The 17,819-nt window shown below is 34.4% G+C and carries 13 protein-coding genes; 5 read left to right on the plus strand and 8 right to left on the minus strand.

Annotated elements, in window-relative coordinates:
* Positions 1 to 76: 76 nt before the first annotated feature.
* From ABWO41_RS06145 to gyrA, 5 genes are all read right to left on the minus strand, one after another.
* Positions 77 to 2,293 (minus strand): cation:proton antiporter domain-containing protein, encoded by a 2,217-nt coding sequence (locus tag ABWO41_RS06145; RefSeq protein ID WP_353135042.1) that lies wholly within the window; start codon positions 2,291 to 2,293, stop codon positions 77 to 79.
* A gap of 148 nt (positions 2,294 to 2,441) precedes the next feature.
* Positions 2,442 to 3,209 carry a non-homologous end joining protein Ku gene (ku, locus tag ABWO41_RS06150; RefSeq protein WP_353135045.1) on the minus strand — a complete coding sequence of 256 codons (768 nt, stop codon included), beginning with the start codon at positions 3,207 to 3,209 and terminating at the stop codon, positions 2,442 to 2,444.
* A 105-nt stretch (positions 3,210 to 3,314) separates the two neighbouring features.
* Positions 3,315 to 5,906, minus strand: coding sequence for a phosphoenolpyruvate carboxylase (locus ABWO41_RS06155; protein WP_353135048.1), 2,592 nt, complete (start codon positions 5,904 to 5,906; stop codon positions 3,315 to 3,317).
* Positions 5,907 to 6,095: 189 nt separating this feature from the next.
* On the minus strand, positions 6,096 to 7,277 hold the full coding sequence (locus tag ABWO41_RS06160) for a tetratricopeptide repeat protein (protein ID WP_353135051.1): 1,182 nt from the start codon (positions 7,275 to 7,277) through the stop codon (positions 6,096 to 6,098).
* 24 nt (positions 7,278 to 7,301) lie between these two features.
* Entirely contained in the window at positions 7,302 to 9,866 is a 2,565-nt protein-coding gene (gyrA, locus tag ABWO41_RS06165) for a DNA gyrase subunit A (RefSeq protein WP_353135054.1), read from the minus strand.
* 162 nt (positions 9,867 to 10,028) lie between these two features.
* Here gyrA and ABWO41_RS06170 point away from each other — a divergent pair, with 162 nt between their 5' ends.
* From ABWO41_RS06170 to ABWO41_RS06185, 4 genes are all read left to right on the plus strand, one after another.
* Entirely contained in the window at positions 10,029 to 10,463 is a 435-nt protein-coding gene (locus ABWO41_RS06170) for a hypothetical protein (protein WP_353135057.1), read from the plus strand.
* A complete protein-coding gene (locus ABWO41_RS06175; protein WP_353135060.1) occupies positions 10,460 to 10,930 on the plus strand; it encodes an RES family NAD+ phosphorylase in 471 nt (156 codons plus the stop codon). Before ABWO41_RS06170 ends, ABWO41_RS06175 begins: the two co-directional genes overlap by 4 nt.
* A gap of 109 nt (positions 10,931 to 11,039) precedes the next feature.
* On the plus strand, positions 11,040 to 11,663 hold the full coding sequence (locus ABWO41_RS06180) for a 7-carboxy-7-deazaguanine synthase QueE (protein ID WP_353135063.1): 624 nt from the start codon (positions 11,040 to 11,042) through the stop codon (positions 11,661 to 11,663).
* A gap of 32 nt (positions 11,664 to 11,695) precedes the next feature.
* On the plus strand, positions 11,696 to 13,594 hold the full coding sequence (locus ABWO41_RS06185; RefSeq protein ID WP_353135066.1) for an OmpA family protein: 1,899 nt from the start codon (positions 11,696 to 11,698) through the stop codon (positions 13,592 to 13,594).
* A gap of 73 nt (positions 13,595 to 13,667) precedes the next feature.
* Here the strand turns inward: ABWO41_RS06185 and ABWO41_RS06190 are convergent, their stop codons facing one another.
* The 3 genes from ABWO41_RS06190 to ABWO41_RS06200 all read right to left on the minus strand — a co-directional run bounded on the left by ABWO41_RS06190 (position 13,668) and on the right by ABWO41_RS06200 (position 17,072).
* On the minus strand, positions 13,668 to 15,857 hold the full coding sequence (locus tag ABWO41_RS06190) for a polyribonucleotide nucleotidyltransferase (RefSeq protein ID WP_353135069.1): 2,190 nt from the start codon (positions 15,855 to 15,857) through the stop codon (positions 13,668 to 13,670).
* A gap of 206 nt (positions 15,858 to 16,063) precedes the next feature.
* Positions 16,064 to 16,534: a hypothetical protein gene (locus ABWO41_RS06195; protein WP_353135072.1), complete on the minus strand. Its 471-nt coding sequence runs from the start codon at positions 16,532 to 16,534 to the stop codon at positions 16,064 to 16,066.
* A 100-nt stretch (positions 16,535 to 16,634) separates the two neighbouring features.
* A complete protein-coding gene (locus ABWO41_RS06200; protein WP_353135075.1) occupies positions 16,635 to 17,072 on the minus strand; it encodes a hypothetical protein in 438 nt (145 codons plus the stop codon).
* A gap of 234 nt (positions 17,073 to 17,306) precedes the next feature.
* Here ABWO41_RS06200 and pyrG point away from each other — a divergent pair.
* On the plus strand, positions 17,307 to 17,819 hold a 513-nt coding region (gene pyrG / locus ABWO41_RS06205), incomplete at its 3' end, for a CTP synthase (RefSeq protein ID WP_353135078.1).

Raw genomic sequence — 17,819 nt, forward strand, 5'->3', positions numbered from 1 at the left:
TCTGGGTTTTTTTAATTATATAGTTATCATATAATTAATATTATGTTAAGTAAGAATACTCCTTAAGGAGTACTGCCTAACTTTTTAAACTTGTGGTGATTTTTTTGTGATCTCCTACTATCCATACCAAATCATTTTCTTCAAATATCCAGTTAGATTCAGGATTTACGACACGTTGTCCTTTACGTTCTATACCAACAACAATTCCCTCTGCATAATTTCTTATATTAGATTCTTTAAGAGATTTTCCATACAAATACGAATCTTTAGTTACAATAACTTTTTCGAGACTTGGCTTGTAAAGATTGTCGGTTTCGATTGTATTTTTCTCTGGTCGCAACAATGAATTTATTTTTTTGATTTGTGTGTCCGTACCAATTATATAAAGTTTGTCTCCAGGATAAATAATGGTATCTCTGGCTGGCAAATGGATATTTAATTCTCCCCGGGAGATTGATGCCACATTAATTCCCGCCTTTTCTCTCCATTTTAATTCTTCTAATGTTTTCCCAACAACAGATGACTCTGGCTTTACGGTAATTTCGGTAAAATGGGCATCCCAGGGCACTAAAACGGGAACCTCTATTTCTTCCGCATTATTCTTATTAAAATTGGTAAGAAATCGCTCTTCTATTTTTATATAATTTCTTTTTATCTGTTCTCCAAAAATGATTAAACATACACAGATAATCAAAAATGCAATTATAGCTGCTTGTAACGAAAGTAGATTATTTAGCACCACGATTACTAAGCCTACCGCAAGCATGTATCTGGCAATTCGCATAACATAAATAATGTTACGATAAATCTTATGACTCAGCAATCGCTGAGCATTGTCATCATAAAGATTTCTAAAACCCAGAGCATAAAGAAATGGTGATAAACAAGCTATAGTTATAGCAATTGTTGTCACGGTTCCCCAAACAGCTCCGCCAGATTGTTCTTTAAAAAATGGATAAAGGTAATTGGTTGATAAAATAATTACAGCGGCAGAAAAAATTAAATATACTATGGTATTAATAATATATTTTTTCAAAAATGACTGCCAGTTACTTGTGGCAGACACACTTTGGGTAGCTGAACTGTATTTGTCTAAATTTTCCCGCCATTTTTGTGGTAATGCGGCAATAATTTTATTGGATAAAGGGAATGAAAGTTTAATCATGTACGGCGTTGTAAACGTCGTTATTGCAGACACGGCAACAGTTATTGGATATAAAAATGAACTTGTGACATTTAAAGTGACCCCTAGTGTAGCTATAATGAAAGAGAACTCTCCTATTTGTGCTAAACTTAGTCCGGTTTGAATTGATGTTTTTAGTGGTTGACCAGAAATTAACGCTCCAAGTCCCGAACTAAATAATTTACCTACAATGGTAATGACTATAATAATTAAAACCGGGAACCAATACTCCTGCAGGATAGCCGGGTCTATCATCATACCTACTGAAACAAAGAATACAGCTCCAAAAAGATCTTTAATTGGATTTACTAAATGTTCAATTTTTATTCCCTGATTAGTTTCGGCTAATATCGATCCCATAATGAAAGCACCCAAAGCTGGTGAAAATCCAGCTTGCGAAGCCAAGTATACCATTAATAAACAGAGTGATAAGGAGATTATTAAAAGCATCTCGTCACTAAGCATCGGTTTTATTCTTTTTAATAAAGTTGGAATAAAAAAGATCCCTCCAATAAACCAAAGAGTCAGGAAAAATGCCAATTTCATTACTGAAAACACCATTTCTGCACCGGCAAAATGCTGACTGACAGCTAAAGTTGATAGTAATACGAGAAGTACAATTGTCGCCAAATCTTCAACAATGAGCACTCCAAAAACTAAACTGGCAAACTTTTGCCCTTTCACTCCTATTTCTTCAAAAGCCCTGATGATTATAGTTGTTGAAGAAACAGAAAGAATTGCGCCCAGGAATATACTGTCCATTTTTGACCAGCCAAATGCCTGCCCAGTAAAATAACCTATAACAAGCATTATGATGATCTCGCTCATGGCTGATATTGAGGCAGATCCGCCTACTTTCATGAGCTTCTTGAAACTGAATTCTAATCCAAGGCTAAACAGAAGAAAAACAACACCTATTTCTGCCCATACCTGAACATTATCTTGTTCTACAATAGTAGGAAACAACTTAAAATGTGGTCCTACCAGAAATCCGGCTACGAGGTAGCCCAATACAACAGGTTGTTTTAAATATTTAAAAATTAAAGTGATTACGGCAGCGGCTCCAAGTAATAATCCAAGATCTGCAATTAAATTTGGTAAATGAATCATAAATGATATAAAAATTTCATTTTTTTAAATATACAAAATCATGTTTTATGATCTTGTATCGGATAAAATTTTTAGCTCATTTTATCTAATCTTTTGTTATTCATAAATATTTATCACACTCCTATTCATTTTTTTATCACATGATTTTTTAAGCTCCTTTCTTATTGAGGCTTTCTAACAATTGTTCATATAAATTGTCGCTTTGAGCTTTTTTAACTTTTAATTTTTTAATAGTTGGTCGCTTACCTTTTGCTTTGGCTTTTATTATTTTGAGTAATTCATCAGAATAAGTGTCTTTATAGCTGTTAATATTAAATTCTGACGTGTATTGTTTAATTAAAGCCAAAGCAACATCCAGCTCTTTTTTGGAGATTGCTTTTTCTGCTGGTCTGTTTATTTCAGATACGCTTCTTATCTCTTGTGCAAATCTTATTCTCGAAATTACAATGGTATTATTCTGTTCATATACTAAACATAGATGCTCTTTTTGTCTAAGTACGAATTGAGCCAAACCAGCCATTTTAGTTTTTTTTAGTGCATTTAGAAGTAGCATATAAGCTTTTGCGCCCTGTTTTTCTGGCTCTGCATAGTACGACGTTTCGAAGAGCATAGGATTTACCTCAGACATTTTTACAAAATTCTGTATATCTATAGTTTTACTTTTTTCGGGGCTGGCTTCTTCAAAATCATGTTCATCCAGAACAATATAGTTCTCCTTATAAAAATAGCCTTTTACAATTTTTTCGTAAGGGACTTCCTTCTTGGTTTTATCATTGATTCGTTGAAATTTAATCTTAGACAAATCTCTGGAATCTAACATATCTAAATCTAAACTGCTGGTTTCTATAGCAGAATATAATTTAATGGGAATACTAACCAGACCAAAAGCAATGATGCCATTCCAAATAGACTTCATAATTAGATGATTTTATAGAATTGACCAGTCAATTTCCATTCCAAATAAAAAGCCCGGAACTTAAGGGTCCTGGGCTAATTCTTTCTTATTTATGATCTTAAAATTCTATGCAGAATTCCTTGCGGCATTAATGATACCATAAATTGTTCTCATTGCTAGTTTGTTATAAATCTCTCTTTCTTTATCAGAAATATCGGGAGAAGAACACTTTATAATAGCATAACGCTGTATGATGACTAAAGGCAATACGATTTTTTCTCTTAGAGAAATAGACATTTTATCTATAGGGTTTTTCTCCATTAAGGTACTCATACCAGATAATTCCAATATCAGCTCTCTTGTTAAATCGTACTCTTTTTTTAGTTGTTGCCAAAACTCACCGTAAGTTTTATCTTTAGAAAGATACTGGGTTAGTCTAAAATCTGCTTTACTCATAGACATCATACAGTTATCAATAACTGTTTTAAAGAATCCTACTTCTTTATAAAGCGCTTTTGCATTTTCCCAATCTCCTCTTTCTTTTATAGATTTAAGCGCAGTACCTACCCCGTAAAATCCTGGAATATTCATTTTGACCTGACTCCATGAAGTAACAAAACTAATGGCTCTCAGATCTTCTAATTTTAATTCTGAATTGCCATTCCTTTTTACAGGCCTGCTACCAATATTAATTTGGGAAAGCATTTTTAAAGGACTTTGATTTTCCATGAATTTTAAAAATAAAGGATGCTCTCGCAAATTCATGAAATAATCATAGCTTACATCAGCCAGGTCAGACAGTAATGCTTTTTCATTGGCATTCATTGTATCTGTGTCCTGTCTTTCTAAAGCAGAATCGATACCTGCATGAATCAATTGTTCCATATTATTTGTGGAACTTTCATAAGTTCCATAATAAGAACTTATTGTTTGACCTTGAACGGTAATCTGAATTTGCTTGTTAGCAATATCTTTACCAAAAGAAGCATAAAATTTATGAGTTTTACCACCGCCACGAGCCGGAGGTCCTCCTCTCCCATCGAAAAAGGCTAAGTCTATATTGTGCTTACGTGAAATGTCAGTTAATGAAGATTTCGCATAATAAATAGAATAGTTGGCCATTAAATAACCGCCATCTTTTGTACTATCTGAAAAACCAAGCATTATGACTTGTCTGTTTCTCCTGCGGTCAAGGTGCTTTTTGTAAATTTTGTGAGAATATAATATATCCATTACTTCGTAGGCGCCTTTCAAATCGTCAATTGTTTCAAAAAGCGGCACAAAATCCACATCCAATTCTTCGGGTTTCCAACCACTCCAAAGGAATAACTGTTGTAGTTGCAGAATGTCTGATGCCTTTTGACAGTTGCTTATAATGAATCTATGACAGGCTCTTTTTCCGTTTTGGTTTTGTAGATCTTTTATTAATCTGATTACATCTAATGCATCCTGACTTAGAGCATTAAACGATTTGTAATTTGTAAAGTCTGCATAAGATAAAGGAAGTGCTTTAATCTTTTCTTCCTCACTTAATTCAAAATAATTTTCCGGAACCTGGCCTTTTAATTCTTCTGATTCGATACATTCTTTGAAAAGATTACGCAAGACTCTACTATCTTGTCTGATATCTAAAGAAGCAAAATGGCATCCAAATAGTTTAACTTTCCAGATAAAGTCCTCTACCAACTCTGCAAACAGTCCATCGTGATTATTCTTAAGAACTTCTTTTACTTTTTTAAGTATTTCCAGCAATTCTTCTTTAATGTTTGTACTGTTAATAGCACAAGGACTACCATATGCATTGCTGTAAAGAAGTTCTTGCAATTTGGCCAAATGTTTTTCTGTACCAATAAATGTAATTCTCCTTTTTAGCTTGCAGAAGTCTTCGTAGTAGCACTTAAAAAGGGTTTTTCTTAAAGCAGCCGAAACCTGCTTTGTCGTTTCTGATGTCACATAAGGATTGCCATCTCTGTCGCCACCTGGCCAGAAACCTAATTCTATTAAACTATGATTTCCTAAATTTAGCTTAAAAACTTCTTCGATTTTATTATGAACGTCAGAAGCCGTTTGATAAAGTATATTTTCTAAAAACCAATTCAGACTAAGTGCTTCGTCTACTGGTGTAGGTTTTTGCTTATTGAAAAAAGGTGTTTTCCCTAATTGCTTAAGCAACAGATTGATAGAGTTCACATCGTTAACTTTAATCGCCTCTGTCAAATCTGTCATGATGCTTAAAATTGGACCAGGGTAGAATTGCGTTGGATGCGCTGTTAAAACTAATCTTAATTTAAACTCTCTTAAACAATCCTGTATCTTCTTATAAAGATCCTCGTCCTGTAAGGCATTATTCATTAAACTGTCCAGGGAAGTTTCACCATCTACCCTGATTTTTGAATAGGCAGCGTCTTCGACAGCGTCAAACAATACAACCTGTCTTTCTATGTATTGTATAAAACGGAACAACAAATCGGTTACTTCATTTGGGTTAGATATGCCAATTTGCTTTTTAAAGAAAGACTCTATAATATCCTCAGGACTTTCTTCGTTTAGAATACCATTTTCACAATGCGAAAAGAAATAAGGCAATGCTAAACCGGTATTTTTTACTTGATAAAAGGGTAAGGTTAGGAACAGGCTGTTATAAAGATCAAACTTTATTTTAACTTCATTTTTAAAGACTGTTTCTTTTGAATCTAATCTTGGTTCGAATGTAAACATAATTGGGCGAAAATTACGGCAATCTTAATGGTTATCCAAATTAATTGGAAAAAAAAGCAGTAATATGACCCTTAATTACAAAAAAGTTAACATTCTTCTATTTTATTATAGTTTTTCTTAAACAAAGAAGTCCGTAAGTTCTTCAACTCAACGGACTTCTTTATAAATTATGACTAATGATGATTTAGACTATAATTCGCTAATGGCTTTTTTCATTTGCGAAGCTTTATCCATCATATTTAATTTGGTATACACTTCACGTAATGTCGTCAACGTGTTTAAATCTTTCGGATTAAGCTCTCTAGCCTTTTCTAAAAGCGGTAATGCATTTTTTAATTCGCTCTCAAATTTGCCTTTTAAACTATTGTATTTAGCTTCGGTACTTTTATTGGTAGGCAATTTATTCGCTTCATTAATATAAGTATTACCCTTGTCAATGTAAATGATAGAAAGATTGTATATCGCATCGGAATAATTAGGATCAATCTCTAACGCTTTTTTATAAGCTGCTTCTGCTTTATCTATTTGTTTATTGGCAGCATACGCAATACCTGAAACGAAATGTAAAGTTTTGTTTTTTGGATCTTTGCTTATTGCAGTTTCTATTTTGCTGATTTGAGAAGCTACTTGACCTTTATTCAAATAGATATTAAGCTCATCAAATATCAAATTCAAATTTTCAGGATGCTGAGTTCTTCCCTCTTCTATTGTTTTAAGGGCTTTTGTCGTATCAGATTTACTTAAATATAGTCTACTAAGCTCTTGGTATAAAGCTGGATTCTTTTTGTTTAAGCTTAACGTTTTATTATAATATTTAATTGCTTCGTCTGGCATTTGAGCATTATTTGCTGCAATTGCGGTATACATATTAAACAAAGAATCTTCCGGCATTACTTCTGCAATATATTTGAAAGAGTTGTATGCGTCTTTAAAATCTTTCTTATTGAAAGCAGAAACCCCTCTGTTCTGCATTACTATAGAAAGATTCCTTTCTGCATTGCTGATATTAGTTTTCTCCTTACCATCTTTGTCCAATTTTTTTGCTTCAGCAACAGATTCCTGTGCATTCTTAAAAGCAGAATCAGAATTAGCTCTGTTTACAGTATCTGTAACTGCAATAGCAGAATAAATAAGGCCTCTGTATGCCCATGCTTCGGCAAGAGATTTTGTTTTCTCATGCATAACGGCTTTATCTATAGAAGTTTTTGCCAGATTTAAAGGCTCCAGCTGTTTCTTTATTGGAGACTTGGTTTGCAAGTTAAGTTCAAATAAAGCATAATTGTTCTTTGCTGAGGTAATTTCAGATTTCTGAGCAAAAACAGCTCCTGAAATTGCACTGAACATGACAATACCAAATAGTGCTTTTTTCATTTTCTTAATTTTTATCTTTAACATTTAATTTTGTTCTTGTGTATCACCATCGTTAGAAGTTGGTTCAATCTTATTTTCTGCATCTCCATTTTCAGAAGTATTTTCTTCCAATTCACTCTCCTCTTCTCTTTCTGTTTTAGTTACAGATGCTATTTCATCGTTTTCTTTCAACGTGATTAATCGAACCCCCTGGGTGGCTCTACCCATAACACGAAGCGTATCCATTGCAATTCTGATAACGATACCAGATTTATTGATAATCATTAAATCGTCATTATCAGTCACACTCTTAATCGCTACTAACTGACCAGTCTTATCTGTTATATTGATCGTTTTAACACCTTTACCTCCTCTATTGGTTACTCGGTAATCTTCAATATCTGTACGTTTTCCGTATCCTTTTTCAGATACTACTAAAACTGTACTTTCAGGAGAGTCAACACTAATCATACCAACAACCTCATCTTTTTCATGTGCTAAAGAAACACCTCTAACTCCGGTTGCTGTTCTTCCCATTGGCCTTACTGTAGATTCGTTGAATCTTATCGCTCTACCTGAACGTAAAGCCATTAAAATTTCGGAGTTACCAGTGGTAAGGTTAGCTTCTAAAAGTTCATCGCCTTCGTTAATATTGATTGCATTAATACCGTTAGAACGAGGACGGCTATAAGCCTCTAAGGTTGTTTTCTTAATAGTACCTTTCTTAGTACACATGATGATGAAGTTGTTTTCAAGATATTCCTGATCTTTCAAGTTCACCACTTTGATATACGCCTTAATTTTCTCGTCTTTATCTATATTAATGATATTCTGAATAGCTCTTCCTTTACTTGTCCTGCTTCCTTCAGGAATCTCGAAAACTCTTAACCAGTAACATTTTCCTTTATCTGTAAAGAATAACAAATAGTTATGATTAGAAGCTACAAATATGTGCTCAATAAAGTCCTCATCTCTTGAATTTGAACCGATTGATCCCTTACCTCCTCTACCCTGTGTACGATATTCTGTCAAAGGTGTACGTTTAATATAACCTTCATGAGAAATAGTAATTACCACATTTTCGTCTTCGATGAAGTCTTCAGTCATTAATTCGGCTGCAGAATGAACAATTTCGGTTCTTCTGTCGTCGCCATATGCATCTTTAACCTCATTCAACTCATCTTTGATAATAGACATTCTCAGAGATTCGTCTTCCAAAACAGATTTTAAATATTCAATCTGTTTCATTAATTCTGCGTACTCTTCTTTAATTTTATCTCTTTCCAGACCTGTCAAACGACGAAGTGTCATATCAAGGATTGCTCTGGCCTGAATATCTGATAAGCCAAATTTCTCAATCAACCCTTCCCTTGCTTCGTCTGGAGTAGAAGAATTTCTAATTAAACTGATTACTTCATCTAAATGATCTAAAGCAATCAGTAAGCCTTCTAATATATGTGCTCTTTTCTCGGCTTCTGCTAATTCAAATTTAGTTCTTCTTACAACAACCTCATGTCTATGATCTACGAAATGTAAGATCATATCCTTTAGATTTAATAACATTGGACGGCCATGAACCAAAGCAATGTTATTGACACTAAATGACGTTTGCAGAGCTGTGTATTTATATAGATTATTCAATACAATAGCGGCATTTGCATCCCGTTTAATTTCATAAACAACACGCAAACCATCTCTGTCAGATTCATCTCTAATTTCAGAAATGCCTTCAATCTTTTTCTCATTAACTAACTCAGCTGTTCTTTCTATCATCTGAGCTTTGTTAACCTGATAAGGAATTTCAGTAACAATAATTCTTTCTCTTTCATTTGCATGGGTTTCTATTTCAGCTTTACCACGCATTACAATTCTGCCTCTTCCTGTCTCAAAAGCCTCACGTACCCCTTCGTATCCATAGATAAGACCACCCGTGGGAAAATCAGGTCCTTTTACATGTTTCATCAACTCTTGAACCGTAATTTCCTTATCGTCGATATAAGCAATCGTCGCATCAATAACCTCTGTCAGGTTATGCGGTGCTATATTGGTTGCCATACCTACAGCAATACCGGAAGAACCATTTACTAATAAATTCGGAATTCTTGCAGGCAAAACCGTTGGTTCTTCAAGTGAATCGTCAAAATTTAGACGAAAATCAACAGTATCTTTATTGATATCTGTTAGCATTTCCTCGGCAATTTTTCTCAATCTAGCTTCCGTATAACGCATTGCCGCTGCACTATCACCATCAATAGAGCCAAAGTTACCTTGTCCGTCTATGAGCATATAGCGCAAAGACCACGGTTGTGCCATACGAACCATGGTATCGTATACCGATGAATCGCCATGTGGATGGTATTTACCCAATACTTCTCCAACAACACGGGCAGACTTTTTATGCGGTTTGCTACTTTGAAGTCCTAAGCCCTGCATTCCGTACAAAACCCTTCTGTGAACAGGTTTTAAACCGTCTCTAACATCTGGTAATGCCCTGGAAACAATTACTGACATCGAATAATCGATATAGGCAGACTTCATTTCCTCTTCAATATTAATAGGAATTATTCTGTCTTCAATGTTTTCGCTCTGATTATCTGTTTCTTCAGCCATATCTTATCTTAATATGTAAAATTCAATTGCTTCTTTTTGTGCAAAAAGCGAAGTTAACAAAATAGCTTAAAATGAGCCTCACTGTTGAAAAATAGTTTTGAGTAATTTGAAAAACAAGAAAAAAGTCATATATTAGGGTGACAAAATTCAAAAATTTAAGCTATGAAATCGTTGAATTATAAACAGCCAGAAAATATCACAAAAATGTTTGTTGCTGCAGAACCCGAGGTTCTCTATGCAAAAAGTGTAAAAGACAATGAGTTTTCAGTCAGCGATTTTGAAATGCTTCAAAAAAATATCCCTTTCAGTTTAACAGAATGGGCCGATATACTTCATTTAAGCGACCGTACTTTACAAAGATACATTAAAGAAGGTAAATCTTTTGAGGGCTTATATTCAGAACATTTGCAGCAGTTAAAAAACATGAGTGAGCTTGGGCTTTTAATTTTCAAGACTTCCAGTCTATTAAAAGAATGGCTAATAAAACCAAAGGATGTATTAGGAAATGTATTGGATTTTAAATCTTTAAAATCTTTTTGGGGTGTAAAATTGATTAGCAACGAACTCGGCAGAATAGCTTACGGTGTATATATATGATTGTTTATCGTATAGCTCATAAACATTACATTGATGACAAGAGTGGCTTAGGTGCGAAATTATTTGGAGGGCGTTGGAATGCCATAAATCTGCCTTGTATTTATACCAGTGTACATATTTCTCTGGCCTTGCTAGAAAAATTTATACACGCAAAAGTAGCAGAGAATATGCGAAATATTTCATTACTAAAAATAGAATTACCAGAAGATCAAATATTTAGTATCGATAAAAATAAGCTAAAACCATCCTGGATAGATGATATTGAATATACTCAATGGCTGGGTGCACAGATTTTAGAAGACAACTCTATTTTAGCTTTTTCCGTACCATCAGCTATTATCCCCGAAGAAGGGAATATAATTATAAATCCATTATCGAAAAATTTTAAATCTGTAAAATTCCTGGAGATAGCTGATTTTAGCACAGATTACAGATTACTGGGTAAACTATTAGATACTTCTGTCTAAAAGCTTCTTTAAAATTTAAAAGTAAAAATTTCATATGCTTAATCAGATTCTGCATAGTTACCAGGAAATGAGTTATCTTTGCACAAATTTTGGATACGGAGATTAAATTTTGAGAAATAATATACCAGAAGACGGTTCAATGCTTCCTTTGATGGAAGAATTCTATACTATTCAAGGAGAAGGATTTAATACTGGGAAAGCAGCTTACTTTATTCGTTTGGGTGGTTGTGATGTAGGGTGTCATTGGTGTGATGTAAAAGAGTCATGGGATGCAGAGATCCATCCTTTAACTTCTGCCGACAAAATAGTAGAAAATGCTAGTAAATATCCTGGTAAAGCGGTAGTTATTACAGGTGGCGAGCCATTACTTTATAATCTGGAATACCTTACAAACAAACTTAAAGAAAAGGGAATCTTAACTTTTATAGAAACTTCTGGTGCTTATCCAATTTCTGGAACATGGGATTGGGTATGTCTTTCGCCAAAGAAATTTAAAGCTCCTGCTCCTAGTATTGCTCAACATGCAGATGAGCTAAAAATTATTGTTTTCAATAAGAGCGATTTTGAATGGGCAGAGGAACACGCGAAAATGGTTGGAGAAAAATGTAAATTGTACCTTCAACCAGAATGGTCTAAATCTCAGCAAATGTTGCCTTTAATTATAGATTACGTTAAAGAAAATCCCAAATGGGAAATATCTTTGCAAACACATAAATACTTGAATATTCCTTAGAAGATTAATACTTTAGTATAAATTCTAAATTAATGAGGCTATTCTTAATTTGTATTTTGCTTCTGATTTCCTTTACAGGGTTCGGTCAAACTCAATATTCAATAAAAAACAAATCGGCTATAAAAGCTTATGAAGGAGCTCAATCTCTATTAGAACTTAATGAATTTGATGCGGCTCAGAAAGTACTTTCAGATGCGTTGAAGAGCGAGAATGCTTTTTTAGAAGCGTACCATCTTTTAGGCGATATTTTTAGGATTAAACAGGACTATTTAAAAGCTAAAGAGAACTATAGAAAGGCATTTTCTATTAATCCTGATTTTGCTCCAGAGCGTTATTTTTATTTAGCAGATGTAGAGCTCAAATCCGGAGATTATCAGGAAGCAATCGTCCATTTTAATCTATTCAAAACTAAAGCTACCCCAAAACCAGACAGATTGTCTTTGGCAGATAAATACCTTAATGATTGTAATTTTGCCCTGAATGCCATAAAAAATCCGGTTTCTTTTCATCCGCTTAATATTAGCCCACAAATAAATACCGAACATCATGAATATATGGCGTCTCTTTCTACTGATGGCGAAACACTTATTTTTACCAGACAAATAAATAATAACGAGGATTTTTATAAATCTGTTAAAAAGAATAATGAATGGCAACCGGCAGAATACTTAAGTGCTAATATCAATACGCCAAACTATAATGAAGGAGCTCAGTGCATCTCCCCTGATGGAAGATTTTTATTCTTTACCGGATGTAACCGACCTGACGGTATGGGAAGGTGCGATATTTATGTTTCTGAAAAAGAAGGCGATAACTGGAGCAAACCCATAAACCTTGGCTCTCCTATTAATACCGGAGGTTGGGAATCGCAACCGTCTTTATCTGCGGATGGGCGAACCTTATATTTTGTAAGTGACCGACCTGGTGGATTGGGAAGTTATGATATTTGGATGAGCACATTGGACGAAAATGCCAGATGGCAAAAACCTGTAAATCTTGGCTCTACTATTAATACCCCTTTCGACGAACAGTCGCCTTTTATACATCCTGATAACGAAACGCTCTATTTTTCTTCAAACGGATGGCCTGGAATGGGAAATAAAGATCTTTTTATTTCTCGTCGCGATAGTTTAGGAAACTGGTCTCTGCCAGAAAATCTCGGTTATCCAATTAATACTTATGGCGAAGAAAGCGGTTTGAGTATCAATTCTGAAGGAACGAAAGCTTTTTTCTCTTCCAATAATTATAAAGGAAATGGTGGCTTTGATATTTATTCGTTCGATCTTCCCCAGAAGATTAAACCTAAAGCTGTCAATTATGTTAAGGGAAAAGTTTTTGATGCAATTAGCAAAAAACCTTTAAATGCTTTGGTTGAAATTGTTGAGTTAAGCACAGCAAATAGCTTATATGGTGCTTACGCCGACAGAATAGATGGAACTTTTTTAGCTGTTTTACCTAACAATAGAAAGTTTGGTCTTAATGTTTTCGAAGATGGTTATCTTTTTTATACAGAAAACTTTTCTACAGAAAGATATCCCGATGGGCAACCTATTTCTCTGGACATTCCTTTAAACAAAATAGCTGTTGGAAATAAAGTGATTCTTAAAAATATCTTCTTTGACACCAATAAGTATGATATTAAAGACGATTCCAAAGCAGAATTAGCTGTCCTAATTGATTTTTTGAATGATAACAAGGGTATTATTATTGAGATTCAAGGACATACAGACAATATTGGAGATGATAAAGCCAATCTGCTTTTATCTGAAAACAGGGCTAAATCTGTTCAAAGATACTTAATAGAGGCAGGAATTGATGCAAAGAGGTTGAAATCCAGAGGCTTTGGAGAAAATTCTCCAATAGACATTAATGATACAATAAAAGGTAGAGCTAATAACAGAAGAACGGAGTTTTTGATTATTGGAATCTAATAAAAAACATTAAAAACAAAAAAACCGCTTAGATAAAATCTAAACGGCTTTTATTTATTCTAAAAAGGAATAATTATTCTGCTTTAGGAGTTTCTCCTTCAGTAGTTTTTTCCGCTGCAGGAGCCTGAGCTTCCGGTTGCGGTTTTGGAGGTCTTGGTAATAAAGCCTTTCTTGAAAGTTTTAATTTACCTTGTTTGTCTATATCTAATAGTTTAACTCTAACCTCATCTCCTACTTTAAACAATCCATCCATTGATTCGTAGCGCTTCCAATCAATTTCCGAGATATGTAATAAGCCATCTTTTCCCGGCATAATTTCTACAAACGCACCAAATGGCATAATAGATTTTACTTTACCTTCGTAAACTTCGCCAACTTCTGGTTTTGCAGCAATAGCTTTAATTCTAGCCACAGCAGAATCTACAGATTCCTTATTTGTAGCGAATACCTGCACCAAACCTTTATTGTCTTTCTCCTCAATAGAGATTGAAGCACCTGTTTCACGTTGCATTTCCTGAATTATTTTACCACCAGGACCTATCACAGCGCCAATAAACTCTTTATCAATAGTTAAAGATACGATTCTTGGTGCATGCGCTTTGTAGTCTTCTCTAGGATCAGAAATGGTTTTAGCCATTTCTCCTAAAATGTGAAGTCTTCCTTCTTTAGCTTGATTTAAAGCTTCGGTTAAAACTTCATAAGATAAACCATTAACTTTCAGGTCCATCTGACAAGCAGTAATACCATTTTTAGTACCTGTAACTTTAAAATCCATGTCACCTAAATGGTCTTCATCTCCTAAAATATCAGATAAAATTGCGTATTTACCTGTTTTTTCATCAGAGATTAACCCCATGGCTATACCCGAAACTGGTGAAGAAATTTTCACACCTGCGTCTAGTAAAGCTAATGTTCCAGCACAAACCGTGGCCATAGACGACGAACCATTAGATTCTAATATATCAGAAACGACACGAATAACATAAGGATTCTGTTCGTCAGGGGGTAATACTTTTTTAAGAGCCCTCATCGCCAAGTTACCATGGCCAACTTCTCTTCTTCCAACTCCTCTGTTAGGACGGGCTTCTCCAGTAGAAAAAGCAGGGAAATTATAATGTAACATAAAACGATTGTAACCGCTAATAAAAGCACCATCAATCATTTGCTCATCATCTTTAGAACCTAAAGTTACAGTTGTTAAAGACTGTGTTTCGCCTCTTGTAAAAATTGAAGAACCATGTGCAGATGGCAGATAATCTATTTCGCTCCAGATTGGACGAATTTGTTTGGAGTTTCTTCCGTCTAAACGAACATTCTCATTTAACAATAGGTTACGAACTGCGTCGTATTGAACATCATGGAAGTATTTTTTTGCTAAGAAAACAACGCTTTCTTCCAAATTCTCTCCTAAAGTCTCTTCAAATTCATTATAAATAGTACTAAATGCATCAGATCTTTCGTGTTTTGGAAGCTGAGCTTTAGCGACCGCATAAACTTTATCGTAAGTAGCAGCATAAACTTTATCTCTTAATTCCGGATCAGAATTTTCGTGACAATAAGTTCTTTTTTCAGTTTTGCCCGTCTCAACGGTTAATTCTTTTTGAATGGCAATTTGTTTTTTAATTGCTTCATGAGCAAACTGAATCGCTTCTACTAATTCTGCTTCCTGAATTTCGTTAGATTCACCCTCAACCATGTTGATGTCTTTATCGGAACCTGCAACTATAAATTCTAAAGTTGCTCTTTCCAAATCAGTTCTTAGAGGGTTGATAACTAATTTACCATCAATTTTAGCTACGCGCACTTCAGATATTGGTCCGTTAAACGGAATATCAGAAACTGCAATTGCAGCAGAAGCTGCTAAACCAGCCAAAGCATCTGGCATTACATTCTCATCAGAAGAGATTAAGCTAATCATCACCTGTGTCTCTGCATGATAATCGTCTGGAAATAACGGGCGTAAAGCTCTATCAACTAATCTTGAAATTAAAACTTCATAGTCAGATAATCTTGCCTCACGACGTAAAAAACCACCCGGAATACGACCGCTCGCCGCATATTTTTCTTGATAATCTACTGATAGAGGAAGGAAGTCGACACCTTCTCTTGCGTCTTTATTTGATACCACTGTAGCCAATAGCATGGTATTACCTTGTTTCACGACAACCGATCCATCAGCTTGTTTTGCTAATTTTCCAGTTTCGATCTCGATAATACGACCATCGCCTAAATCAATCGACTTTTTAATTACATTTAAACTCATATTTATTATTTAGTCGGCACAAAAATACTCTTTTATATCATTTATTCTCTTTGCTTTACAAAAATTTATAATTGCGAAAAGTAAAATATAGGAACTATAATCAATTCTTTACATTAAGACTATAAAAGATAAAATATATATAAAATAAAAAACACCGCTTGTTTTTTGTTCCAAACGGTGTTTTAACTATTGTATTATGGAAAATTTTAATTGTTGTTATTAGCTTTGGGGCCAGCGGGTCTCATACTTGTTTTCTGCTCTTCTGTAAGTGTCTTAGATAATTTTTCTCTTGTAGCTCTTAACTCTTCAGATTGCTTTTTAATAAGGCCTTTTTGCTCTTCGGTGTAGCTTTGCATCAAAGCTGCTCTCTTATCACGGAAATTCATGGAAGTATTTGCTGCAATTTCCTTTTGTTTAGCATCATATGTAGCTTCTAGTGCTTTTTCATTTTCTCCACGCTTATCTTTTAATTCTTTAAGTAGAGCTTTCTGCTCTTCGGTAGCATTTGGAATGTCGAACATACCTCTACCAGGTCGTATTGGTCCTCTGGTATTCTGACTTTCTATTTTTTTGGAAGCATCGCGTTTTCTTTCAGGTTTTTCCTGAGCAGATGACAATGAGCTTACAGCTGCCAACATCATGCAAACAGCGGAAATTTTTAAAATTGACTTTTTCATATTTCAATATTTTATTAGGGTTATTTCTTCCTCTAAGAGTATTAAAAACATGAAAGGTTTAATTTTAAAATGTCAATAAATGATATTTGCTAAATAGTTATTAAGCAACATTATAAATAAAATCAGCGCTCAACTTACTGCCATCAAATTCATCAAGGTCGGCAATTTCTTCTAAATACAAATCCCAATCTCCGTCATTGAACAAATTACCTTCATATTCCTGAGTAGAATTATAGTAATGCAGGTACCATTCATCGATTTCTTCAATATTCTCATCTGTAGAAAAGGATCTAAAACTAAATCCTTCTTCTGTTATATCTACGCTCCAGGTCGAAACATGTGCTGCAATCGTTTTAGATATAGAGAATGCCAGTTCAAACTCTCCCGTTATCTCCGGCAAATTCTCCAGAAACTTTTTAATATTTTGAGCAGTTTCAACATTATTTGTTGCAATTAATTCTTTGTCTTCAATTAACTGGAAAAACTCGAGTAAATAGTTCTGATAGCGCAGCAATAAAGTTTTGAACGTTTGATCCATGTTTTCTGTTTTTTTTCAAAATTAAGTCAAAAAAACAGCTATCAAAAATCTCCAGATCACGAATAAGTAATTTAAAGACAGTAATTAGACACTTTGTGGATATTTTTAGCTTCTCAAAAGACGTTTCTACTTTTTAGTTTCAGAAAAAAATTCTACTTTTGAACCCCGTACAAAAAGATTCAGATTTTGATTATAGTGTTAATTTTAATGAGCTGAGTCTTATAGAAATCCATCATGACTAAGTATATTTTCGTTACGGGAGGCGTTACATCGTCTTTAGGAAAAGGTATTATTTCCGCATCATTAGCAAAACTTTTACAAGCGAGAGGTTACCGTGTAACCATTCAGAAATTCGATCCTTACATTAATATTGATCCGGGAACATTAAATCCATACGAACACGGTGAGTGCTTCGTTACCGAAGACGGCGCAGAAACAGATTTAGATTTGGGACATTATGAACGTTTCTTAAACGTTCCTACTTCTCAAGCCAATAATATCACTACTGGAAGGATATATCAGAACGTAATCAATAAAGAAAGGCAAGGACAGTATTTAGGTAAGACGGTCCAGGTTATTCCTCATATTACCGATGAGATTAAACGTAATATGCGTCTTTTAGGTGAAAGCGGCGAGTATGATATTGTTATAACAGAACTTGGTGGAACTGTTGGCGATATTGAATCTTTACCTTATATAGAAGCTGTAAGACAGTTTAAATGGGAAACTGGCGCTCATGATGCTATT

The sequence above is a fragment of the Pseudopedobacter sp. genome (genome assembly GCF_040392825.1).
Lineage (GTDB): Bacteria > Bacteroidota > Bacteroidia > Sphingobacteriales > Sphingobacteriaceae > Pseudopedobacter.

What these genes read in the sequence shown, in the direction of transcription:
- ABWO41_RS06145 (WP_353135042.1), bottom strand. Translation starts at nt 2,293, where the DNA reads ATGATTCATTTACCAAATTTAATTGCAGATCTTGGATTATTACTTGGA.
- ku (WP_353135045.1), bottom strand. Translation starts at nt 3,209, where the DNA reads ATGAAGTCTATTTGGAATGGCATCATTGCTTTTGGTCTGGTTAGTATT.
- ABWO41_RS06155 (WP_353135048.1), bottom strand. Translation starts at nt 5,906, where the DNA reads ATGTTTACATTCGAACCAAGATTAGATTCAAAAGAAACAGTCTTTAAA.
- ABWO41_RS06160 (WP_353135051.1), bottom strand. Translation starts at nt 7,277, where the DNA reads ATGAAAAAAGCACTATTTGGTATTGTCATGTTCAGTGCAATTTCAGGA.
- gyrA (WP_353135054.1), bottom strand. Translation starts at nt 9,866, where the DNA reads ATGGCTGAAGAAACAGATAATCAGAGCGAAAACATTGAAGACAGAATA.
- ABWO41_RS06170 (WP_353135057.1), top strand. Translation starts at nt 10,029, where the DNA reads ATGAAATCGTTGAATTATAAACAGCCAGAAAATATCACAAAAATGTTT.
- ABWO41_RS06175 (WP_353135060.1), top strand. Translation starts at nt 10,460, where the DNA reads ATGATTGTTTATCGTATAGCTCATAAACATTACATTGATGACAAGAGT.
- ABWO41_RS06185 (WP_353135066.1), top strand. Translation starts at nt 11,696, where the DNA reads ATGAGGCTATTCTTAATTTGTATTTTGCTTCTGATTTCCTTTACAGGG.
- ABWO41_RS06190 (WP_353135069.1), bottom strand. Translation starts at nt 15,857, where the DNA reads ATGAGTTTAAATGTAATTAAAAAGTCGATTGATTTAGGCGATGGTCGT.
- ABWO41_RS06195 (WP_353135072.1), bottom strand. Translation starts at nt 16,534, where the DNA reads ATGAAAAAGTCAATTTTAAAAATTTCCGCTGTTTGCATGATGTTGGCA.
- ABWO41_RS06200 (WP_353135075.1), bottom strand. Translation starts at nt 17,072, where the DNA reads ATGGATCAAACGTTCAAAACTTTATTGCTGCGCTATCAGAACTATTTA.